This is a genomic window from Corynebacterium sp. MSK074, from assembly GCF_030229735.1.
Taxonomy (GTDB): Bacteria; Actinomycetota; Actinomycetes; order Mycobacteriales; family Mycobacteriaceae; genus Corynebacterium.
Genome location: NZ_JASPIX010000011.1, coordinates 16,739 through 38,924, shown reverse-complemented (window position 1 = coordinate 38,924; position 22,186 = coordinate 16,739). Strand labels below are relative to the sequence as shown.

At 59.5% G+C, this 22,186-nt stretch carries 18 protein-coding genes; 16 read left to right on the top strand and 2 right to left on the bottom strand.

All coding sequences use genetic code 11. The features are described from left to right. Positions 1-206: 206 nt before the first annotated feature. Genes QP965_RS09265 through QP965_RS09250 form a run of 4 tightly spaced genes read left to right on the top strand, consistent with a single transcriptional unit; the run spans position 207 to position 5,101 of the window. Positions 207-1,931 (top strand): glycerol-3-phosphate dehydrogenase/oxidase, encoded by a 1,725-nt coding sequence (locus tag QP965_RS09265; protein WP_284844741.1) that lies wholly within the window; start codon positions 207-209, stop codon positions 1,929-1,931. Positions 1,932-1,934: 3 nt separating this feature from the next. Next, positions 1,935-2,672, top strand: a complete 738-nt coding sequence (locus QP965_RS09260) for an MIP/aquaporin family protein (RefSeq protein ID WP_284766606.1) — start codon at positions 1,935-1,937, stop codon at positions 2,670-2,672. A 28-nt stretch (positions 2,673-2,700) separates the two neighbouring features. Continuing rightward, positions 2,701-4,248 carry a glycerol kinase GlpK gene (gene glpK, locus QP965_RS09255; protein ID WP_284844740.1) on the top strand — a complete coding sequence of 516 codons (1,548 nt, stop codon included), beginning with the start codon at positions 2,701-2,703 and terminating at the stop codon, positions 4,246-4,248. Between the two features lie 22 nt (positions 4,249-4,270). Then, entirely contained in the window at positions 4,271-5,101 is an 831-nt protein-coding gene (locus tag QP965_RS09250; RefSeq protein WP_284766609.1) for an HAD family hydrolase, read from the top strand. Here the strand turns inward: QP965_RS09250 and QP965_RS09245 are convergent. Beyond that, positions 5,098-6,996, bottom strand: coding sequence for an N-acetylmuramoyl-L-alanine amidase (locus QP965_RS09245; RefSeq protein WP_284844739.1), 1,899 nt, complete (start codon positions 6,994-6,996; stop codon positions 5,098-5,100). The genes QP965_RS09250 and QP965_RS09245 overlap by 4 nt on opposite strands. Before the next feature lie 145 nt (positions 6,997-7,141). Between QP965_RS09245 and glf the strand changes: the two genes are divergently transcribed. The 3 genes from glf (at position 7,142) to QP965_RS09230 (ending at position 9,230) form a co-directional block, all read left to right on the top strand. After that, entirely contained in the window at positions 7,142-8,338 is a 1,197-nt protein-coding gene (gene glf / locus QP965_RS09240) for a UDP-galactopyranose mutase (RefSeq protein ID WP_284844738.1), read from the top strand. 40 nt (positions 8,339-8,378) lie between these two features. Further along, positions 8,379-8,561 carry a DEAD/DEAH box helicase gene (locus QP965_RS09235; protein ID WP_239278600.1) on the top strand — a complete coding sequence of 61 codons (183 nt, stop codon included), beginning with the start codon at positions 8,379-8,381 and terminating at the stop codon, positions 8,559-8,561. Between the two features lie 81 nt (positions 8,562-8,642). After that, positions 8,643-9,230: a three-helix bundle dimerization domain-containing protein gene (locus QP965_RS09230; protein WP_284844737.1), complete on the top strand. Its 588-nt coding sequence runs from the start codon at positions 8,643-8,645 to the stop codon at positions 9,228-9,230. Here the strand turns inward: QP965_RS09230 and QP965_RS09225 are convergent. Beyond that, positions 9,227-10,471: a TPM domain-containing protein gene (locus QP965_RS09225; protein ID WP_284844736.1), complete on the bottom strand. Its 1,245-nt coding sequence runs from the start codon at positions 10,469-10,471 to the stop codon at positions 9,227-9,229. The genes QP965_RS09230 and QP965_RS09225 overlap by 4 nt on opposite strands. Before the next feature lie 124 nt (positions 10,472-10,595). On the opposite strand from QP965_RS09225, the gene QP965_RS09220 reads away from it, so the two are divergent. The 9 genes from QP965_RS09220 to QP965_RS09180 all read left to right on the top strand — a co-directional run bounded on the left by QP965_RS09220 (position 10,596) and on the right by QP965_RS09180 (position 22,174). Further along, complete coding sequence (locus tag QP965_RS09220; protein WP_284844735.1) at positions 10,596-12,548, top strand: glycosyltransferase; 1,953 nt, start codon at positions 10,596-10,598, stop codon at positions 12,546-12,548. Beyond that, positions 12,538-13,053 (top strand): phosphatase PAP2 family protein, encoded by a 516-nt coding sequence (locus tag QP965_RS09215; RefSeq protein WP_198492186.1) that lies wholly within the window; start codon positions 12,538-12,540, stop codon positions 13,051-13,053. The genes QP965_RS09220 and QP965_RS09215 overlap by 11 nt, the downstream gene beginning before the upstream one ends. Next, positions 13,046-14,026 (top strand): decaprenyl-phosphate phosphoribosyltransferase, encoded by a 981-nt coding sequence (locus QP965_RS09210; protein WP_284844734.1) that lies wholly within the window; start codon positions 13,046-13,048, stop codon positions 14,024-14,026. The genes QP965_RS09215 and QP965_RS09210 overlap by 8 nt, the downstream gene beginning before the upstream one ends. 53 nt (positions 14,027-14,079) lie before the next feature. Next, positions 14,080-15,774: an arabinofuranosyltransferase AftB family protein gene (locus tag QP965_RS09205; protein WP_284844733.1), complete on the top strand. Its 1,695-nt coding sequence runs from the start codon at positions 14,080-14,082 to the stop codon at positions 15,772-15,774. Between the two features lie 137 nt (positions 15,775-15,911). Then, the gene (locus QP965_RS09200) at positions 15,912-16,925 is read left to right on the top strand and encodes an alpha/beta hydrolase (protein ID WP_284844732.1); all 1,014 of its coding nucleotides are present in this window, start codon (positions 15,912-15,914) and stop codon (positions 16,923-16,925) included. A 160-nt stretch (positions 16,926-17,085) separates the two neighbouring features. Next, on the top strand, positions 17,086-18,216 hold the full coding sequence (locus QP965_RS09195) for an HNH endonuclease signature motif containing protein (protein WP_284844731.1): 1,131 nt from the start codon (positions 17,086-17,088) through the stop codon (positions 18,214-18,216). 36 nt (positions 18,217-18,252) lie between these two features. After that, a complete protein-coding gene (locus tag QP965_RS09190; protein WP_284844730.1) occupies positions 18,253-19,653 on the top strand; it encodes an NAD-dependent succinate-semialdehyde dehydrogenase in 1,401 nt (466 codons plus the stop codon). A gap of 137 nt (positions 19,654-19,790) precedes the next feature. Then, the gene (locus QP965_RS09185) at positions 19,791-21,737 is read left to right on the top strand and encodes an alpha/beta hydrolase-fold protein (protein WP_284844729.1); all 1,947 of its coding nucleotides are present in this window, start codon (positions 19,791-19,793) and stop codon (positions 21,735-21,737) included. A 2-nt stretch (positions 21,738-21,739) separates the two neighbouring features. Next, a complete protein-coding gene (locus QP965_RS09180) occupies positions 21,740-22,174 on the top strand; it encodes a hypothetical protein (protein ID WP_284844728.1) in 435 nt (144 codons plus the stop codon). The last annotated feature ends 12 nt before the right edge of the window (positions 22,175-22,186 follow it).

Sequence of the window (22,186 nt, the reverse complement as noted above, 5' to 3'; positions counted from 1 at the left end):
CTGAAACTTACGTGTGAGTAACCACATGTGTAACTCACGTCCGTGACCCCTAACATAGATTTCAGGAGATAAAGTCTCTGCAGTCGCGGTGCGAATCTTTCCACCGAAACCACAATTTAACTGCTTTTAGCTGTGCTTTTGCCATCTCATTCATGGATTTATGGCGCAGGCACATGCTAGCACCAAGGAAGGAGATGCGGTCAGCAATGACCCAGCAAAGCAACCAATCCTTTAACCCCGAATACTTTGAAAATCTATGGAATGGGTACGCGGATGAGGAATACGACGTAGTCATCATCGGTGGCGGTTCCGTAGGCGCCGGTGCGGCAGCGGACGCCGCTACCCGTGGCCTCAAGACCGCCGTCATTGAGGCGCGCGACTTCGCCGCAGGTACCTCTTCCCGTTCTTCCAAGATGTTCCACGGTGGCCTGCGCTACCTGGCCATGTTTGACTTCCGCCTGGTGGCAGAGTCCCTCAAGGAGCGCGAGCTGAACATGTCCACCCTGGCACCCCACCTGGTGAAGCCGCTGAAGTTTATCTTCCCGCTGACCCACCATGTATGGGAGCGCGTGATGATGTTCGGTGGCTTTACTCTTTATGACCTCATGGGTGGCTCGAAGAGCGTCCCAATGCAGAAGCACCTCACCCGCAAGGGCGTGCTGAAGGTGACCCCGGGTCTGAAGGACGATGCCATTGTGGGCGGCGTGCGCTACTACGACACGTTGGTTGATGACGCCCGCCACACCATGACCGTGCTGCGTACCGCCGCCGAGTATGGCGCCGATGTACGTACCAATACCGAGGTCATTGGCTTTGACAAGGACCGCGGCGGCCGCATCGTAGGTGCCAAGGTACGCGATACCGCCACCGGCCGCGAGACCACCGTGCGTGGCAAGGTCTTTATCAACGCCACCGGTGTGTGGAATGACAAGATTCAAGAGATGGCCGGCGTGGAGGGCAAGTTCACCGTTCACGCCTCCAAGGGCGTGCACATCGTCGTGCCGAAGGATGCGCTCGATGCAGAGGCAGCCCTGTGCTTCGTCACCGAAAAGTCCGTTCTCTTCGTTATCCCGTGGGGCGAGTACTGGATTATCGGTACCACCGATACCGATTGGGAAAAGGGCCTCTCCTTGCCAGATCCGGCACCAACCAAGTCCGATATTGACTACATCTTGGATCAGGTTAACCAGCGCGTGCGCCGCAAGATCACCCGCGATGACATCGTGGGCGTCTACTCCGGTCTGCGCCCGCTGTTGTCCGGCAAGTCCGATTCCACCACCAACCTTTCCCGTAACCACGCGGTTGCACGCGTGGCCCCAGGCATGGTTTCTGTTGCCGGCGGTAAGTACACCACGTACCGCGTCATCGGTAAGGATGCCGTGGACCTGGCAGTGGAGGAGCTGGATACCAAGGTCCCGGAGTCTATCACCGAGCAAACCCCGATCCTGGGCGCCGCCGGCTACCACGCCTTGGCCAACCAGGTCCCTTCCTTGGCTCGTCGTTACAACCTGAGCGAGAAGTTCATTGAGCACCTGCTCGGCCGCTATGGCTCCCTGCTGGGCGAGGTTTTGGCACCGGCAGCTGAGGACGCCTCCCTGCTCGAGCCAGTTCCTGGTGCCGAGTCCTACCTGTGGGCCGAGGTCCGCTACGCCGTCACCCACGAGGGTGCATTGCACTTGGAAGACATCCTGTCCCGCCGCCTGCGCATCGCCATCGAGTTCGGCGACCGCGGTGTGAACGCCGCCCCGGCCGTTGCTGATTTTGTGGCACCGCTGCTGGGCTGGAGCGACGCCGACAAGGAGCGCGAGGTATCCCAATTCAAGGCCCACACGCAGGCCGAACTTGAAGCAGAAGCTGCGGTAACTGACCGCGAAGCCAATGACATTTTGGTGCGCGCAGGATCCGCCCGACCCACCCAAAACGAGGTATAAGTTATGACCGGATTTGATGCATTCCTGTGGGAGTTTATCGGCACTGCGTTGCTGCTCCTTCTAGGCAACGGCGTATGTGCACTGGTAAACCTGCGCACCTCTGGCGCACGCGGCTCCGATTGGATAGTTATTGCCCTGGGCTGGGGCATGGCGGTTTTCGTCGGCGCGAGCGTGGCCGATCCCACGGGCGGGCACCTTAACCCCGCCGTCACCGTAATGTTGGCCGTCAATGGCTCGCTCGAGTGGTCCCTGGTTCCGTACTACTGCCTGGGCCAGATCCTCGGCGCTATCCTCGGTGCCATCCTGGCGTGGGCTGCCTTCAAGCAGCTTTTCGACGCCAATAATTACGACGACGCCGGAAACGTCACCGGCGCCAATAAGGACACCAACGGTATCTTTTTTACCAAGCCGGCCCACCCTAAAAATGGCTGGAATGCGGTGACGGAGTTTATCGCTACCTGTGTGCTGCTGATGTTCATCGCCTTCGGCCCAACCGGCGGTGAGCTAGGCCCAATGAGCTACTTCGCTGTTGCCTTCGTTGTTGTGGCAGTCGGTCTGTCCCTAGGTACCCCCACGGGTTATGCCATCAATCCGGTCCGTGATCTGGGCCCGCGAATTGCCTATGCATTCATCTTGCCCATCCAGGACAAGGGCAGTGCGAACTGGGGCTATGCTTGGGTCCCTATCGTGGCCCCGTTGGTCGCGGCTGTAGCCGTTGGCCTGTTGTCCGTTGCGCTCTAATTCCATCTTCGTATAGGAGACTAGACACATGACTAACAAGATATACGTCGCCGCTATCGACCAGGGAACCACGTCGACGCGCTGCATCATCTTTGATCACAACGGCGAGCAGGTTGCCGTTGGCCAGCTCGAGCACGAGCAGATCTTCCCGGAAAAGGGCTGGGTAGAACACGACCCAGAAGAAATCTGGAGCAATACCCGTCGCGCCGTCGGTGAAGCACTTGCAAACGGCGATATCACCGTGGAAGACATTGACTCGGTAGGTATCACCAACCAGCGTGAGACCACCGTGGTGTGGGATAAGCACACCGGTAAGCCGGTCTACAACGCCATTGTCTGGCAAGATACCCGTACCACCGCCATCTGTAAGGAACTCTCGGGCGAGGAAGGGCCAGAAAAGTGGCGCCGTCGCACCGGTCTGATTATCAACTCCTACCCGGCGGGACCGAAGGTGAAGTGGATCCTCGATAACGTCGAAGGTGCCCGCGAGCGTGCTGAGGCAGGCGACCTGCTCTTCGGCACCATTGATAGCTGGCTGCTGTGGAACCTCACCGGCGGCGCCGAGGGCGATGCCGGCCGCGAAGCGTTGCACGCCACCGACGTCACCAACGCCTCCCGCACCTTGCTGATGGACATCGAAAAGCTGGAGTGGGATGAGGAACTGTGCAAGGAAATGGGCATCCCGATGTCCATGCTGCCGGAGATTCGCCCGTCCCTGGGCGATTTCCGTACCGTGCGTGAGCGCGGCTCGCTTTCCGGCGTGCCTATCCGAGCCATCCTGGGTGACCAGCAGTCCGCGATGTTCGGCCAGGGTTGCTTCCGCGCAGGTTCCGCAAAGAATACCTACGGAACCGGCCTGTTCCTCCTGCTGAATACGGGTACCACCCCGAAGTTCTCCGAGAACGGCCTGCTGACCACCGTCTGCTTCCAGCGCGAGGGCGAGCGCCCCGTGTATGCCCTCGAGGGCTCTGTATCCATGGGCGGTTCCCTGGTGCAGTGGCTGCGCGATAACCTGCAGATCATTCCCAACGCTGCGTCCATCGAAAACCTCGCGCGTGAGGTTAAGGACAACGGCGGCGTCTATATCGTGCCGGCCTTCTCCGGACTCTTCGCTCCGTACTGGCGCCCGGATGCCCGCGGCGTCATCGTGGGCCTGACCCGCTTTGCTAACCGCAAGCACTTGGCTCGCGCCGTGCTCGAATCCACCGCGTACCAGACGCGCGATGTTGCCGACGCGATGGTGGCGGATTCCGGCGTGGAGATTACCGAGCTGCGCGTGGATGGTGGCATGACCATGAATGAACTGCTGATGCAGTTCCAGTCCGATATCCTCGGCGTGGAAGTACACCGCCCGAAGAATATCGAGACCACCGCCACCGGTGCTGCCTTCGCGGCAGGCCTGGACCATGGCTTCTGGGATGACCTCAGCGTCCTGGGTAGCCAGGCCGGAGACATGAAGGTATTCAAGCCGAAGCGCGATAAGGAAGAGGTAGAGGGGCTCTACCGCGATTGGAAGCGCGCAATTAAGCGCTCCCTGGAGTGGGAGGATAACGAGGACGAGGACCTGAACTTCTAAGTCCTGACGTAAACTCGCGGGTATGGAGAATTTCCCAGCCCGCGCGCCTCGCCTCATCGCGAGCGATATTGACGGCACTCTGCTGGACCGCAACCACCGCGTCCCGCGTCGCAACCGTGACGCCGTGGCGCGGGCAGTCCAACAGGGTGCCTATTTTGCGCTTTCTACTGGCCGTCCGTTTCGCTGGATAGCCCCGGTGCTGGAGCAGCTGCCCGTGCGGCCGGTATGCGTGACCTCGAATGGTGCTGTGTTGTATGACTCCGCGGAGGATCGGGTGATGTCCGCCCATGAGCTTTCGCCCGCCGCGTTGGCGGAAGTGGTGGACGTGGCCCAGACCGTACTGGGCACCGTGGGCTTTGGCGCGGAGCGGGCTGGGGGCTCGCTTGCCGACGCCGTCGAGGACCTCTTCGTAGTCGAGCGCCACTACTCCGAAAACGCCCTGTTTGAGGGCTTTGGCGTGGTCAGCATGGGCGAACTTGTAGGGCAGCCGGCGGTAAAATTCCTCATCCGCAATACCGATTATTCCGCGCCGGAACTCTACGACCTTATTTCCCCGCACATTGATCCAGAATTGGCCCATGTGACCTACTCGATTAATGAGGGCATGTTGGAAGTTGCCGCACCGAAGGTCACCAAGCGTCGCGGGGTGGAATGGCTCGCGGATCATGCAGGCGTGGATCAGACCGAGGTCATCGCCTTTGGGGATATGCCCAACGATATTGAGATGCTGACGTGGGCCGGCTGCGGAGTGGCCATGGAAAACGCCCACCCGGAGGTTAAGGCGGCCGCGGATGCGGTCACCGTGGCTAACCACCAGGCGGGCGTCGCTAAGGTGCTAGAGCGCTGGTTCTAGTCGGTGAAGATGTCTACCTTTTCCGTTTCGGTGTTGTAGACAATCTCGCCACCCTGGAACTTCACGCGGATTTCCTTGCCATTCTTTTCCTCGTTGGAGGTCGGCAGGCCGAGCTTGGAGGCATTATCGCCCTCGGACCACTTCTTGGCAATCTCACCCGTCAGCGCCTTGGTGCCGGACTCCTTGGAGGAGAGCACCACGCCATTCTGGAAGAGCTGGTAGAGGATTTTGCCGCCATCGGTGGTGTCCGGGCCGCCGACTGCCAGGCCTAGGACTGGGCCGAAAGCGTTGAGGACGGAGGTCCAGGATTCCTTCAAGCCCTCGTTGTTGGAGACTTGGACAACCTTGTTGACAATCTCCGGGATATCCCCGGTGGTCAAGTTGCCCGTCACCTTCTGATCGGTATCAGGCTTCTGCAGGCGGTCGTTGGCGATGAGCACCCCGAAGACGGCGGCAGCGATTCCAGCGAGGGCGGAGATGGTCGAGACTGGGACCTCGACGTCGCCAAGCGAGGACATGATTTCTTCGCCCGTCTGCTGCGGGGTCTTGGGGGCATTGGGCTTGGGAGACTTTTGCCAGTTCAGATCCGTACTGTTTTTACCGGACTTGATGGAATCCGCCTTGCGCTTGGTGTTCTTACGGATTTCATCCCAATGACGCGTGGTGTATTGGCCCGGGCAGGCCGTGTAGTGAAAATCATTATGGCCCGCGAACGCCGGCACGGTGGCCATGGTTCCCGCAGGGAACTTGGAGCCGTTGAATCCGCCGGAGTACAAGCTGGCCTTGCCCATTGGATCGATGCCAGAAATAGCGGCCTTCCAGCCAGCAATCTCGGCCACGGAGTTGAGCATCTCGCGGGAAGGCTCAGCCTGCTCGTAGTTGCCAATCGTGGAAATGCCCCAGTTATTGGAGTTGAAGCCACCCACGTGGGCACCTTGTACGGCCTTGTCCAAGCCGCCGTAGCGGCCTTCATAGATGGTACCGAACTTATCTACCAGTACGTTGTAGCCGATATCGCACCAGCCCAGGGTCTGCGCATGGTAGTCGTAGGCACCGCGTACCTGTGCCGCCGCCTGCGCGCGGGTGTAGTTATTGCTACCCGCGGTGTGGTGCAGGGTCATGGCCTTGATGCCATCGTCGTAGGTTGGCTGCTGGCAGCGCTTAGATTCGTCTGCTCCCCAGCCGGCGCGGGTGACTACCTTGGGCATGCCCGCGGTTTCTGCGGTGGGCTCGATGGCTTCGCCTTCTTGGGCGTTGCCGTCGATAAACACGGCGTCGAGATCCGCAACCTGGGTGCGCTCATCGGCCACGGGGGAGATATCGCCGACGTTGTACGCAAGCGGCGCGGGGCGGTTGGCATCAGCGCCCTTGGCGGCCTTGTCCAGGAGGGAGTCTTCCTTCTTGTCGAGGTTGGAACCGGTCACGAGGTCAACGTTGGCCATAGAAACCTGCACATCGTTGGTATCGCCCACGAAGATGAGTTCGGTGCCGTTCTTGCCCTCGGTGTAATTCATTGCATCCATGGGCAGCCACTCGCTCCAGGAGCCGTCCTTCTGCTTGGAGCGCACAAAGGAGTTGACATCGCGCTTGCCTTCCCACGTGATGGCGAACATGTTGAAGGTATCGTCGCGGTGGAATTGCTTGACCGCGCGGCGGCCTTCGCCGTCGCCCTGCGCGGCTACGGCGGGGTCATCGACGACGATGGATTCACCATCGCTGAAGCTAGCGGAGGCGTTTTTGACCTCAATGGGCCCGCCATTGTTGGAGTCCTGGGTCTTAAGCACCTGCTGGCCGCCGAATGCGGCGGTCGCGGCGAGCGCGATAGAGGTGACTGCCGCGATGACCGGGGTGGACCACTTGGACCTGGTGGGTACTAGTCGACGTCGTTGTTGCACTGTTATCTCCCTGGGGTTGTGCAGCTGTAAAAACGGTTGCCAAAAGTTAAGAATTGATTGTGATGGTACGTTTGTGACTTCTGTGAAACTTGTTGCGACACGCCGTAGTACCGTGTCGGTTGCCGAAGTGCAATAAACTGGGGCCATGACTTCTTATGATCTCATCGTTGTTGGCTCTGGATTTTTTGGTCTAACGGTTGCCGAGCGTGCCGCTAGTCAGCTGAATAAGAAGGTGCTCATTGTGGAGCGCCGCAATCACCTCGGCGGCAATGCCTACTCCGAGGCCGAACCCACCACCGGAATCGAGGTGCACAAGTACGGCGCGCACCTCTTCCACACCTCTAATAAGCGCGTGTGGGATTACTGCAATAAGTTCACCGACTTCACCGACTACCAGCACCGCGTGTTTGCCATGCACGATGGCACCGCCTACCAATTCCCGATGGGCCTGGGTCTTATCAACCAGTTCTTCGGCCGCTACTACTCCCCGGATGAGGCCCGCCAGCTCATTAAGGATCAGGCCGGCGAATTCTCCCCGGAAGAGGCGCAAAACCTGGAGGAGAAGGCCATCTCGCTCATCGGTCGCCCGCTGTATGAGGCCTTCATTCGCGATTACACCGCAAAGCAGTGGCAGACCGATCCGAAGGAGCTGCCGGCCGCGAATATCACCCGCCTGCCGGTGCGCTATACCTTCAATAACCGCTACTTCAACGACACCTATGAGGGCCTGCCTGTAGACGGCTATGCGGCATGGCTAGAAAACATGGCCGACCACGACAATATTGAGGTCCGCTTGGATACCGATTGGTTCGAGGTTCGCGAGGAGCTGCGTGCCGAGTCCCCAGATGCGCCCGTGGTCTACACGGGCCCACTGGACCGCTACTTTGATTTTGCCGAGGGCGAGCTGGGCTGGCGCACCCTCGACTTTGACTTGGAGGTGCTGGATACCGGCGATTTCCAGGGCACGCCGGTGATGAACTACAACGATGCGGACGTGGACTATACCCGCATCCACGAATTCCGCCATTTCCACCCGGAGCGCAAGGATAAGTACCCGAAGGATAAGACGGTCATCATGAAGGAGTATTCGCGCTTTGCCGATAAGGGCGATGAGCCGTACTATCCAATCAATACCCCAGAGGACCGCACCAAGCTGGAGGCTTATCGCAAGCTCGCCGCCCAGGAATCGAAGGAGAACAGGGTTCTCTTCGGCGGCCGCTTGGGTACCTACCAGTACCTGGATATGCACATGGCTATTGCCTCCGCGCTGAGCATGTTCGACAACAAGCTGGCTCCGTTCTGGAACGAGGGCAAAGCGCTTGAGCAGGAGCGAGGCCACTAAGAGCTATGCTTAATCACCTCTGAGGAAAGGAGGTGACGGCATGGCTGACCGCCGCATGTGGAAAATGTCGCCGGAGCGGCTGCAGGAGCATCTGAAATTGCGTAGCCGCGCATCGCGCATTCCCGATAAAAAGAAGGAACAGTCCAAGAAGGCCTGCCGGAACTCCCGGCGGGCCTTTCCGCTTTTTGGTGCAGAAACTATTGGGTTATTCCCAACCGTTTGACTTAACCCAACATTAACTATTAAAGTTAACTGTAGGTTAACAATTAGCAAACGGGACAATAATCCGAGAAAGGGGATAACAATGAACCAGTTTGAAACCCTGCGCCAGGATCTGCACGAGAACTACGGCCACGAGTACACGGCCGTGGAAATCGATGCCAAGCTCGATGAGGTTATTGCCAAGCACACCAAGAAGGCGGAGCTCGATGAATTCGTGCCGCTTTTGGTGGAGCGCGAGGTGCGCGAGTACTTCGGTAATCACCGCATTCACGTCCGCTTTGCTGCTGGGACGAATAGTGCTCTGGCCCAAGCGGCAGCGGAGCTCACCCGCAAGCACGCCGGCGACGCCCTCTTTGTAGATACCGCCGTTGCTCACCCAGAAAACGAAGCGGAAGGCCACCTTGCCCACGTCATGAACGAGCGCGGCATGGGTGAGGCCCCGAATAAGTACCTCGATGAGGTGCGCACGGTAGCGATGCCGGATTACATCGTGTTCTTGGGCCGCGAGATCGAGCGCGATGAGGCGGGCAAGGACATCAAAATCTGGGATATCCCTGCCGCAGATACCGTGGAGGAGGCGCGCGAATTGGCTGATGACCTCGAAGCCCGCGTGCTCTACATGCTCAATAAGCTGGGCATTGATCCGGTAGCCGAACCGGTCAACGCCTAGAAGCGGTACGGGTTGGGCAGCTGGGAGGAGACGTTATTATTGGCCACCCAGAAGCCCGCAAACCTATAGGGCATGTAGTGCGTGCCCATGCCGGGGCGCCATTCCCGCGTGCCCAAAAGTGGGGGAGTTTTGCGGTCGCGCTGCGGATATAGCCGTTCTGGCAGCGCGCCCACCATGGGGTGGTAGTCCTCGAGGACGCGAGCGAAGGCGGAGTCGAAGTCTTCCCGCGACAGATCCTGAGACAGGTCATTAATGCGCTGCGTTATCTGGCGCAAGCTGGCGTTGTCGGGCTGGCGGGAGAGCGCCGCTTGGGCGTCACCAAGCAGCCATTGCACCTCGCCTGCGCGCACCGCGGTATCGCCGGCGCAGAAATTTTCCAGGGAATCTATCTGCGCTGCGGCCGTATTGATCTGCTTGAGCGCTTTGTAGGCCTCCTTGATGGAGGCAGCGTGCAGGGAATAGTCCTGGATGTTCTCCAGTGCCTTGAGCGTCGGCCGCGCATCGGTGTACTGATTGACCAGAGAGCGCCACTGTACCTTCAGATAGTCGCCCGCCAAGGGGGAATGCAGGGCGTCAATCCGTGCCTCCGTGCGCTTGATGAGTTCCTCAGCCCCGTCGCGAGCGCCCTTAATATAATCGAAGCGCGTGCGCACTCGGGCGCGGCGGATGAACAAGTAAGTAATGAGGCCAACCGCACCAAGGACCACGATCGCTAACGTAGCAGCAATGAACACGGACCACGTGGGCGCATTCTGTGTATATTGCCGGCGCACGGTGGTATCCGCGGCGGCGCGCGTCGCCAAGATCATGCCGACGGTATAGTCATCGTCCGCCAGCGCCGGCCGCATCTGGTCCAAGATGCCGTCCATGCGGCCCTCGTCATAAATCTTGATGTCTTGGCACACCTCTGTGCCGCAGTGCACAGCCATACTATTGGGCTCAAAACCTACCGCGATGACGAGCACATTTTTCTGTAACTCACTTCCGCTGATGAAATGTGGATGCTCGCGGGCCAAGTCTTGGAATAGAGTCCGGGAAAAATCCTCGCCTGAATTCGGATACGTAGCGTAGAGAACCTCGTGCACGGAATCCGGCAAATGCATGGACTGTGCTTGCGATTTAATGGCGTCTTCGTCCGAATTGCTGAGGATTTGGGCGTGGTCCAGAAACTCCACCGCGGGCTTTTCCTCTGCGATAGCGGCGGGCGCGCTGGCTACAGTGAGAAGACCTACTGCTGCCACGCAAGGAACCCATCTCATGAGGTTCCATCATACGGGCTCCGCGTGTAAACCGTAGTACTTATGCAAAAGCAACTACGCTAAATCGCTGACTACTGTTTATACCGTTTGGAGAATCGAAGCTATCGTGACTGCCAACAACACCCAGGCCCATGAGCCCCTGCAGCGCATCCTGCTGCCTAAGCGCGGCGAGCCCTTTGATGTGCGGATGCTCTACCTCATCGAGGCCGAGCAAAACCGTGAACGCCTTAGCTGGTTTGACCGCACGTCCGTAACCATCCCTGCCGGCGAGGAAGCCTCTTTTGAGACCTACTTCAATGCCTTCCCGGCTTCTTATTGGCGCCGTTGGTCGCAGCTGCGCTCCGTCATTCTCAGCCTAGACATTGAGGGCCAGGCAAATATTTCCCTCTACCGCTCCAAGCAGGATGGCCAGCGCATTTCCGTGGCCAACCACCTAGTGGGCTCCGGTCACCACGAGTTTGAGCTGCCGCTTAAGAACTTCGAGGACGGCGGCTGGCTGTGGTTCGATATCACCGCCGAGCAGGAAACCACGCTTGCCGACGCCGCCTGGTGCTCCCCCCACGCCCCCGGCCCACAGCTGCTGCCGGACGGCACCGAGCAACCAGCGCAGGACAAGCGCGTGGCGGTTGGCATCCCCACCTTTAACCGCCCGACCGATGCCGTGGCAGCGCTCAAGACGCTGGCCGAGGACCCGGTGGTAGATGAGATCATCGAGTTCGTCCTCATGCCGGACCAAGGCAACCAGCACCCGGCCGATGAGCCGGGTTACGACGAGGCGGTGGCCCACTTTGGCGACCGCTTCCGCGAATTCCGCCAGGGCAACCTGGGCGGCTCTGGCGGCTACTCCCGCATCATGTACGAGGCGCTGGAAAATACCGATTCGCCCTTCATCCTGTACATGGACGATGACATCGCTATCGAGCCGGACTCCGTACTGCGTGCGGTTCAGGCGGCCCGCTACGCGGCCAAGCCCATTATCGTCGGCGGCCAGATGCTCAACCTACAGGAGCGCTCCCAGCTGCGCACCACCGGCGAGCAGGTCAACCGTGCCGATTTCATGTGGGGCGCGGCGCCGCACGCCGTCTACGACCACGACTTTGCCAAGTACCCGCTGCGCGCCATCGGCACCCGCGAAACCCACCTGGATCCGAAGAAGTATGATTCCCGCGCGCTGCACCGCCGCGTTGACGTGGAGTACAACGGCTGGTGGATGTGCCTCTTCCCGCGCATCGTGGCAGAAACCAACGGCCAGCCGCTGCCGCTGTTTATCAAGTGGGACGATACCGAGTACTCCCTGCGCGCTGCGCGCAATGGCTTCCCCACGGTGACCTGGCCGGGCGCCGCTATCTGGCACATGGCCTGGGCCGACAAGGACGATGCCATTGACTGGCAGGCCTACTTCCACCTGCGCAACCGCCTCATCGTTGCCGCGATGTACCATGAGGGACCGGCCAAGGGCATTACCAAGTCCATCTTTAAGTCCACCCTCAAGCACACCATGTGCATGGAATACTCCACCATGGCCATCCAAATTGAGGCCATGCGGGACTTCCTGGCCGGGCCGGACCATCTCTTCGACATCCTGGAGTCTTCGCTGCCGCGCATCGCACAGATCCGCAAGAACTATTCCGATGCCGTCATCCTGGAATCCGCCGATGAGCTGCCGGCTCCCACCGGCGCGCCGGGCGTGCCCACCCGCAATATCGGCGGCCGTCTGGCCAAGATTAAGAAGATCCCGTGGGCCATTAAGGGCCTCAAGCATCTCGTCAGCAAGGAAGACGCTGCGCACCATGAGGCGCCGCAGCTCAACCTCACCCCGGACGAGGCCCGCTGGTTCACCCTGTCCCGCGTAGATTCGGCCACCGTGTCCACCGCGGGTGGCACCGGCGTGGCCTTCCGCAAGCGGGATCGCGACCTAGCCAAGGACCTCGTGACCCAGACCCGCGAACTGCTGAAGGAAATCGAGGAGAACTTCGACGACCTGCGCGCCGAATACCGCGCGGCACAGCCGGAGCTGACCTCGCGCGAGTCCTGGAAGAAGGTCTTCGATGCCCAATAAGCTTTCCGTAGCAGAATCGCGCGTCCTCGAATCCATCCAGGGTGCGGCCTTCGACGTGCCCGGCGTGCTTCCCACCGCCCGCGGGCTTAGCCACTGGGGCGAGCATGCCTTGGGCTGGATGGGCAGCGCTGCGGTAGGGGCGGGCGTCGACAAGCGCCGCCGCGAAGGCTGGATCCGTGTTGGGGCCGCCGCCTTCCTCGCGCACGCCGCCAGCGTGGTGCTCAAGCGCATCGTACGCCGCAAGCGCCCGGATTATCCGTACGTGCGCGTGGGGGTAAAGACCCCCTCCAAGTTGTCCTTCCCCAGCTCGCACGCGACTTCGACCACCGCATTCCTGGTGGCGGTAACCCGCCTGACCGGCCGCAAGGCGCCCCTTCTCGGCGTGCCGGTAATGATGGCATCGCGTATGGTGCTCGGAGTGCACTACCCAACAGATACGGCCGTGGGTGCGGCCATCGGCGCTGCTACCGCGGAGGTCGTGATGAAAGGAATGAAGCATGAGTGATGATGGAAACCAGCACTTTTTCCATTCGGAACCGCACACCTCTGGCGTAGATACCGGCCGCAAGCGCAAGCCGCCGAAGAATCTTGTCGATGGCATGATTAAGGCCCTGCGCCCCAAGCAGTGGGTCAAAAACGTCCTGGTGCTGGCCGCCCCCGCTGCGGCCGGCGCCGAGGCGCTGTTCCATGGCCGCGTGCTTCTCGACGTCCTCTTGGCCTTCGTCGTCTTCTGCCTCGGCGCTTCCTCCATCTACCTGATTAACGATGCGAAGGACTGGCGCGAGGACCAAGAGCATCCGACCAAGCGCTTCCGCCCGATTGCCTCGGGCGTGCTGCCGATTAAGCTCGCCTATGTCATGGCCGTAGTGCTCATCGTCCTGTCCATCGGCCTGTCTTTCCTTGCCACTGCCGGCCCGCAGCTGGCTATCGTGATGGCGATTTATATCGCGTTGCAGTTGGGCTATTGCTTTGGCTGGAAGCATATGCCGGTGATCGATATTGCGCTGGTGTCCTCCGGTTTCATGCTGCGCACTATGGCCGGTGGCGTAGCCGCAGGCATCGAGCTGTCCCAGTGGTTCTTGCTGGTGGCGGCCTTCGGTTCGCTGTTTATGGCCTCCGGCAAGCGCTACTCGGAAATCCTGTTGGTAGAACAGACCGGCGCGAAAATCCGCAAGTCCCTCGAGGGGTATACGCCCACCTACCTGCGCTTCGTGTGGACCCTAGCCGCCACCGCGGTGGTCATCTGTTACACCCTGTGGGGCTTCGAGCTCGCTAACGACGCCCAGACCGGTGGCGTGTGGTACCAGATTTCCATGGTGCCGTTTACCATCGCCATCCTCCGCTATGCGGCCGATGTGGACCGCGGCCAGGGCGGCGCACCGGACGAGATTGCACTGGAGGACCGCACTTTGCAAGTCCTCGCCTTGGCCTGGCTCGCCTGCATTGCCATGGCGGTTTATATCATGCCGTTGATCTAGACACAGCGGAATCGATGTAGAAATTTTCTGCGGGGCTGATAAACTTTCTCCCCGTGCTTAACATCGACCACAAGAGTATCGCCCGCTGGAGTACCCCAGCGGCCGTTCTTGTGATCGGTGTTTTATCTTTCTGGGGCGGCTTCGCTCGCCGCTGGATTTCCGATGACGGCCTCATCGTCCTGCGTACCGTGCGCAATCTCGAAGCTGGAAACGGGCCCGTGTTCAATATGGGCGAGCGCGTGGAGGCCAATACTTCCACGCTATGGCAGTACCTCATCTTCCTCGTGCGCTGGGTCTCCCACGCAAACCTGGAAGGCATCGCCATTTACTTGGGCCTCTTCTTGGCGGTAGCGGCAATGGTTGTCGGCACGGGGGCGTCGGCAAGCATGCGCTCTGGCGCCGTCCTTCCGGCCGGCGCACTTGTGTATTTGGCCCTGCCACCGGCCCGGGATTTCTTTACCTCCGGCCTGGAATGGGGCCTGTGCATCTTCTACCTTGCGGTGCTGTGGTGGCTGTTGCTGCGGTGGTCGCGCCCGCGCCGCCACTCCGGGAGCAATAGCGACGCCTATTGGCTCGCCTTCTGGGCCGGACTGTCCTGGCTGGTGCGCCCAGAGCTCGCCCTGTACGGCGGCCTGGTGGGAATCGTGCTGCTCGTATCCCACCGCTGGTGGAAGATACTTGCCGCCGCAGTGCCGTTGCCGTTGGCCTATGAGATTTTCCGCATGGGTTACTACGGCTTGTTGACCCCGCACACGGCCGTGGCCAAGTCCGCGGCGGGTTCCGAATGGAGCAAGGGCTTTAGCTACTTAGCTGATTTCGCCGGACCGTACTGGCTCTTCCTGCCGCTTGTCGTGCTTGCCATTGCGGGTCTGTGGAAGGCGGACCTGCGCCCCACGGCTCTGCGATCCACCGCCACTGCCACGTATCTTTTTGTGGGCGCGGCGCTCATCCATACGCTTTACGTCTTGCGTGTGGGTGGAGACTTTATGCACGGCCGCATGCTGCTGCTGCCACTTTTTGCGTTTCTGCTTCCGATTTTTGTCGTTAGCGTACGCATGTGGATCGTCTCCGTCCTCTGCGCGGTGTGGGCGCTGGTTATCGTTCTGCGCGGCCATCCGGTGGATCGCAGCGTCTATGCGGATGAAATTTCCATCGTGGACGAGCGCGATTTCTGGACCTATGCCACCCAGCGTCAGGATCCTCCTATGCGGGCCGAAGAGTTCCTTGGTGCCAAGTTTATGGAGGACTACCAGGAGGGCATCGACGAGCTAGAGGCCGGCGACGCCATGACCTTCCGCTATATCAAGGGTGAAGATAGGTTCTCGTGGATGGCCACGCCTGCGGACCCTTCGCGCACCGATCCGCCGACCGTTTACCTGCTCAATTTGGGTCTGTCTTCCATGAATGCGCCGCTGGATATTCGCGTGCTGGACAATATCGGCCTCAGCAACCCTTTGGCGGCGCGCCAGCCGCGCATCGTGGGCGGGCGCATTGGGCACGACAAGAGCTTGGATATGTCGTGGCAGGTGGCAGATTCCGCGGCCGATATCGACGAGATCCCGGCGTGGATTGATAAGCACGAGGCGGCGAAGGCTCGCGCCGCGCTTGGCGACGCCGATTTTCAGAAACTCTTCGCCACATACAGGGAACCCCTAACTTGGGACCGTTTCTGGAAAAATATTAAATTCTCCCTGACCGACGGCCGGACCCTCACTTTTTCTTCTAATCCCTCTGACTACCTGCATTAATCCCTTCAAATGCAGACTTTAGGGGGAACCTAAGTTACACTATTCTGTGACATTGTTATCGATCCGTGACGTTAACGGTATACAGGTTCCGGACGATAGAACTTAGTGACAATCACCGAGTAGTTTGAAGGAGAAAGATGACTGCATCCATCAAGGGTCGCGTCCTTTCAGTCATCATGGCAGTTGCCGTAGCTTTGGGCCTAGCCGTCGTGGCGGGGTCCCAGCCGGCAGAGGCAGCCAACCGCGATTGGCTGCGCCGTGACGCCACTGGTACATGTGAGTGGGACAAGGTCGGCTGGTGGGTCCAGCGTTGCGACGTTTGGTCCCAGGCTATGGGCCGCACCATTCCGGTGCAGGTTCAGCCGGCAAAGCGTGGCGGCAATGCTGCCCTTTACCTGCTGGATGGTCTGCGCGCTACCAATCGCACCAACGCGTGGGTAAACGACGTCAATGCTGCCAAGACCTACGAGCCGCATAACATCACCCTCGCTATGCCCGTCGGTGGTGCTGCTTCCTTCTACGCTGACTGGCAGGGTCCTGCTACCTACGACCTGGAAAATCCGGTCAACTACAAGTGGGAGACTTTCCTGACCAGCGAGCTCCCTGGCTACTTGGAGCGTAACTTCGGTGTTGCCCGCAACAACAACTCCATTGCTGGCCTGTCCATGGGCGCCGGTGCTGCTCTGACCCTGGCCGCTAAGCACCCGAACCAGTTCCGTCAGGCGCTGTCCTACTCCGGCTTCCTGACTACAACTGTCCCCGGTGCACAGACATTCATGCGTCTAGCCATGTTGGATGCGGGCGGGTTCAATATCAACGCTATGTACGGTTCCCTGTTTAACCCGAAGCGTTTCCAGAACGATCCGCTGCTGCTTATCCCGAAGTTGCGCAATACCAACCTGTACATCTCCGCAGCCTCTGGTGTCCCAGGCGCCGGCGATAGCCACTACCTGCCGGAGCACCAAGCGGCAGGTGCCGCACTTGAGGTCGGCTCCAATATCACCACGCGCGTGTGGGAAGGCGCCGCTCGCCTGCAGGGTCTCAATCCAACCGTGAGCTACCCGGCCCAGGGGCTGCACAACTGGGAGCAGTTTGGCTACCAGCTCAACCGCTCTAAGCCACAGGTGCTTAACGTTATGAACGCCTGGTAATTCTCGCGGCCTGATCCTCCTTCCTGATGGAAGGGGGATTTTCTTTTGCGCTGTATATCGCACAAAGATTCGTCTAACTATTGCAGGTGTCTCGGCATTGCGGTATTCTATGGGTGTCAGTTCGATTGGGTGTGCGAAACTATTTAGAGGGGGAGCTTTTGTGACTACTGCTACCGCACCACCAAAACAGGCGTATTTTTCTACCAATGACCTGGAAGACGCCGTGTGTGTCATGGCCATGGTGCAAAGAATTCAATCATGGCAACTGTTCCAGGCAGTGTTGCCACAGTTGGAAGACGACGTTGATTGCACACTGGCTGTATTGTCTAAGAAGCTCGGTCTTTCGCGGTGGCGGGTATCAAGTGCGATCCAAGCTCACTTTCGGATGCGCGAGCTGCCGCTTACTACCGCAGTGCAAACGGAACATTGGATTTTGGACCTTCCGCGGCTCCAAGTCATTGACGCGGAATTGCGCCCCCTCGGCGAGGATGAAGCGCAGATCCAACTGGTTGATGCGGCCTTGGCAGATTTCCTCACGCCCAAAGATCCAGGACAGCACGTGCCGACGGAACCGGAAATCCGAAATTTCCTGCGCGGATTCATTGATGGGCTGCTGAAGCCAAATTTGTCGGCGCAAATTGAGCGTGCGGTGTCGGTGTCCTATTCGGGTGGACAGGCCACGGTCGTGTTGAAGACAGATAAGGCCACTGCGGCGGCAATTTCTAGACATATTGATAAAGCGGCAGCACAAGAGGGAGTTTCAAAGGCGGAGGCGCTGGAAAGTCTGATCTTCAACCGCACTAGTACCAAGGTGGTGATTAACACCTATCGCACCGGGGAGGATCCTTCCCGCGTCTTTATTCCTAGCGCAGGATGGTGCGATCTGGGGGAGGACTTAGCACATGACTCTGCGGTGCGAACTCTAATCGCCGAGGACGTCAAAAAGTATGTCCCCTCAGAGGAAATCCGTGCCTGGGTGCAGGGACGGGACGCGACCTGCCGGTGGCCAGGGTGCTCAATGCCAGCGCACTATTGTCAATTGGATCACCGCGTGGAGTACGGCGACAAAGGGCCTACCAGTGTGGGAAATCTGGTGAGCTTGTGTCAGCATCACCATAACGTGAAGACGGATGGTCGGGTGCGATACATCATGGACCCGTTTACCGGAGATATTGTCTGGATGTTTGAGGATGGTACTTATGAGGTGGACCGAGCGGCAGGTCCTCTGGCGCCCCGGAATATTCATTGGAAGCTGACGTGGGAGCGATTCCTCAAGCTTAGGAGGGGATGATTGCAAGGCTTGTGAGTTGGGACTATACAGGGGCGCATGTTCGCTATTGAGAATCCAAACACAGGCAAGAGTGAAGACCAGTTTGAACGTATCGATGATTCGCAGCGTGATGACATCCTAGACCGCTCCACCGCGGCCTATGATGCATGGCGGACCACTCGCATCGAGGAGCGTGCTGCGGTTTTGTCCCGCGCGGCTGATCTTTATGAAGAGCGCATTGATGAATTGGCCGATCATATCGGCCGCGAGATGGGCAAGCTGACCCGTTGGGCCAAGGCTGAGGTACAGATTGTTGCCGATATTTACCGCTATTACTCCGAGCACGCGCACGAGCTGCTTGCCGACGAGTACCTGCCGGCACAGAATGCCGACAAGACCGTAGTGCGCAAGGAGCCGATCGGTCCACTGCTGGGCATCATGCCGTGGAACTTCCCGTACTACCAGGTAGCCCGCTTCGCGGCGCCTAATCTGCTGCTGGGTAACACTATTGTGCTCAAGCACGCTTCCATCTGCCCGCTGTCTTCCCAGGCGTGCCAGGACATCCTGGAAGAGGCTGGTCTACCGAAGGACGCGTACATCAACATCTACGCTTCCGGTTCCCAGATGGATGCCTTTGTAGCGGATAAGCGCATCAAGGGTGTTTCGCTGACCGGTTCGGAGGCTGCAGGCTCTGCCGTGGCCAAGACCGCCGGTGAAAATTACAAGAAGTCCGTGCTGGAGCTGGGCGGCAACGATCCGTTCCTGGTTATTGATGATGAGAACTTGCAGTGGGTACTGGATCAGTACAACCTGATCCGCATGTACAACACCGGCCAGGCCTGCAACGCGCCAAAGCGCCTCATCGTTCTGGAGGACTTCTACGACCGCACCGTGGAGTACCTGGAAAAGAAGATTGGGGACATGAAGGTCGGCACTTATGACGACGAGAATGCCGACATTGGTCCGCTGTCCTCCATCGATGCTCGCGATGAGATTGTGGAGCGCCTGGAAAAGGCCGCGGCCAATGGTGACGCCAAGATTCGCGTAGGCGGTAAGAAGATTGACCGCGAGGGGGCCTACATGGAGCCTGCACTGCTTACCGACGTCGACCCATCCACCGACGTTGGCTGTAACGAGATCTTCGGCCCTGTGGCTATTGTCTACAAGGCCAAGGATGTTGAAGAGGCTATCGAGATTGCCAATAACTCGGAGTATGGTCTGTCCAGCTCCGTGTGGGGTACCGACCTGGATGCCGCATTCGAGGTAGCAAACCAGCTCAACGATGGCATGACGTTTGTCAACGAGGCGTCGGTAACCGCAGCAGGCCTGCCATTCGGTGGTGTGAACCGCTCCGGCTACGGCCGCGAGCTGGCACGCTGGGGCGTCGGCGAGTTTGTTAACGAGCACCTGTACCGCGTCAGCGGACAGGATAACCCGGGCAACTCCCCGGCAATGTAGCGGCGTGTCAGTCTAGCGTAAGTCTCAAGTTCAACTTAAACTTGAGCACACGATAGACAGCTCACGCCGCAGGCATCGGTCCGGGGGAGGGGAACCCTCGGAAAGGTACCGCGGCAAATCTTCAAGGATGTTTACCTATGCGCAAAAGCACTTCCCCGAGCAAAGCTCGCAAGGGCCTTGCAGTGGCCGCAGTACCTACCGCTATTGCCGTGGGTTTGGCTCTGCTGCCAAACGCCACCGCACAATCTTCCGTAGGTGATCTCTCTTCCGCAATCGGCGGCGATTCCAGCCTGTCCGATCATTTCGCGCCCAAGGAGCCGCCCGCTCGCACCCCGCTGAACACCGAATACCCGGATGTTAAGGGCCTGCCGGAGGGCGTGAAGATCAACCGCGTGGAGTACCTGACCAACCGCCACCTGATGGTCTACATCAAGTCCGCGGCTATGCCGGACAAAGAGCAGAAGGTGCAGATCCAGCTGGCTCGTGACTGGTACTCCCACCCGGAAAAGAAGTTCCCAGAGGTATGGGCGCTCGACGGCCTGCGTGCACGTGACGATGAGTCCGGCTGGACCATCGAGACCAATATTTTGAACCAGTACGCTGACCGTAACGTCAACCTGATTATGCCGGTTGGCGGCGAGTCTTCCTTCTACTCGGACTGGGAGCAGGCAGACCGCGGTAAGCGCTACATGTGGGAGACCTTCCTGACCAAGGAACTAATCCCCATTTTGGACAATGAGTACCGCTCGAATCACAAGCGTGCGGTCACCGGCCTGTCCATGGGCGGCACCGCCGCGATGAACTTGGCTGAGCGCAACCCGCACCTGTTCAACTTTGTGGGTTCCTTCTCCGGTTACCTGGACACCACTACGCGCGGCATGCCGGAAGCCATCATGGCTGCGCAGCGCGATGCCGGCGGTTATGATTCCCGCAAGATGTGGGGTGAGCCAGGTTCCCAAAACTGGATCGACCACGATCCGAAGCTGGGCATTGAAAACCTGAAGGACATGAAGGTCTATGTCTCTGCAGGTTCGGGCAAGGACGATTTTGGCAACGCCAACTCCGTAGCCAAGGGCCAGGCCAATCTCGCCGGCGTAGGCTTGGAGGTCATTTCCCGCATGTCCACCCAGACCTATGTGGACTACGCAAAGCGCGCCAAGATTAACCCAGTGATTAAGTTCCGCCCATCCGGCGTGCACAGCTGGGAATACTGGCAGTTTGAGATGCAGCAGGCATGGCCCTACATCGCAGATGCCCTCGAGATGGACAAGGCTGATCGCGGTGCGGACTGTGAGGCCATCGGCGCCATCGCCAAGGAGACCAAGAGCGGCGTCATTGGCTCTTGCTTGAATAACGAGTACGACGTCGCCAAGAAGGGCAAGGCCCAGGACTTCGAGTCTGGTACCGCTTACTGGTCCCCGGATACCGGTGCGCACGCCCTCTTCGGCCGCATTGGTGCTCGCTACGCCGAGATCGGCGGGCCCACCTCCTGGCTGGGCTTCCCTAAGACCGGTGAGTCTAAGACCCCGGACGGCAAGGGTCGCTTCGTGCACTTCGAGCACGGCTCCATCTACTGGTCCCCGGAGACCGGTGCTTGGGAGATTACCGGCGATATGTTCCAGGCCTGGGGCAAGAACGGCTACGAAAAGGGCGACCTGAAGTACCCGACCGGCCCAGTCAAGAAGGTCGGCGAGGGCTACATGCAGGAATTCCAGGATGGCATCCTGACCCGTAATCCGGATGGCTCCAACCAGGTAGTCCACGGTGCTATCGGCGCCAAGTACAAGGACATGGGCGGCGCTGAATCTGCGCTCGGCTTCCCGACGTCCGGTGAGAACGCCGTCAATGGCGGCTTCTTCCAGACCTTTGAGAAGGGCAGCATCTACTGGTCCCCGAAGACTGGCGCGCACTACATTCTGAAGAGCAAGATCATGGACCGCTGGGGCCAGGCTGGTTGGGAGCAAGGCGAGTTCGGCTGGCCTACTTCTGACTATTCTGAGATTGCCGCTGGCGGCCTGAGCCAGGAATTCCAGCACGGCAAGATCAGCGAGGTCCTCGGCCAGGTTCGGGCCGAGAAGAAGTAGCTATGCGCAAGCTAGTAGTTGTGGGCGCGGCGCTGTGCCTGGGTCTTGCGGGCTGCGATTCCGCCACGGTGGATAGCGAACCGCCGCAAGAGACCGAGGTCGCGCCCCTCGAGCGGGAGTCCGAGACCCCTTCCTCTTCTTCGGAGACGGCCACCTCTAAGTCGCAAGAAGACCGCGGTGCGCGCGAGATCTCTGAAATCCCGTCCGCTGAGGTGCCGGAACAGGATGCCAAGTACTTGGACAAGCTCAAGGACGCCGGCGTTGACGTCGATGGCGTAGAGGATCAGCTCCTTGGAGCCGGCAAAGCGGCTTGTGACGAGAATGAGGTCACCATTTCTGCGGTTGCTGGCCAGCTCATCGAGCAGCAGCGCGCCACGCAGAGTTTTGAGGAGCTTTCCCAGCTCATCAAGGATTCCGCACGTTCAGGGATTTGCTAGGTTTACCTGGTA

What these genes read in the sequence shown, in the direction of transcription:
- QP965_RS09265 (WP_284844741.1), top strand. Translation starts at nt 207, where the DNA reads ATGACCCAGCAAAGCAACCAATCCTTTAACCCCGAATACTTTGAAAAT.
- QP965_RS09260 (WP_284766606.1), top strand. Translation starts at nt 1,935, where the DNA reads ATGACCGGATTTGATGCATTCCTGTGGGAGTTTATCGGCACTGCGTTG.
- glpK (WP_284844740.1), top strand. Translation starts at nt 2,701, where the DNA reads ATGACTAACAAGATATACGTCGCCGCTATCGACCAGGGAACCACGTCG.
- QP965_RS09250 (WP_284766609.1), top strand. Translation starts at nt 4,271, where the DNA reads ATGGAGAATTTCCCAGCCCGCGCGCCTCGCCTCATCGCGAGCGATATT.
- glf (WP_284844738.1), top strand. Translation starts at nt 7,142, where the DNA reads ATGACTTCTTATGATCTCATCGTTGTTGGCTCTGGATTTTTTGGTCTA.
- QP965_RS09235 (WP_239278600.1), top strand. Translation starts at nt 8,379, where the DNA reads ATGGCTGACCGCCGCATGTGGAAAATGTCGCCGGAGCGGCTGCAGGAG.
- QP965_RS09230 (WP_284844737.1), top strand. Translation starts at nt 8,643, where the DNA reads ATGAACCAGTTTGAAACCCTGCGCCAGGATCTGCACGAGAACTACGGC.
- QP965_RS09215 (WP_198492186.1), top strand. Translation starts at nt 12,538, where the DNA reads ATGCCCAATAAGCTTTCCGTAGCAGAATCGCGCGTCCTCGAATCCATC.
- QP965_RS09210 (WP_284844734.1), top strand. Translation starts at nt 13,046, where the DNA reads ATGAGTGATGATGGAAACCAGCACTTTTTCCATTCGGAACCGCACACC.
- QP965_RS09200 (WP_284844732.1), top strand. Translation starts at nt 15,912, where the DNA reads ATGACTGCATCCATCAAGGGTCGCGTCCTTTCAGTCATCATGGCAGTT.
- QP965_RS09190 (WP_284844730.1), top strand. Translation starts at nt 18,253, where the DNA reads ATGTTCGCTATTGAGAATCCAAACACAGGCAAGAGTGAAGACCAGTTT.
- QP965_RS09185 (WP_284844729.1), top strand. Translation starts at nt 19,791, where the DNA reads ATGCGCAAAAGCACTTCCCCGAGCAAAGCTCGCAAGGGCCTTGCAGTG.
- QP965_RS09180 (WP_284844728.1), top strand. Translation starts at nt 21,740, where the DNA reads ATGCGCAAGCTAGTAGTTGTGGGCGCGGCGCTGTGCCTGGGTCTTGCG.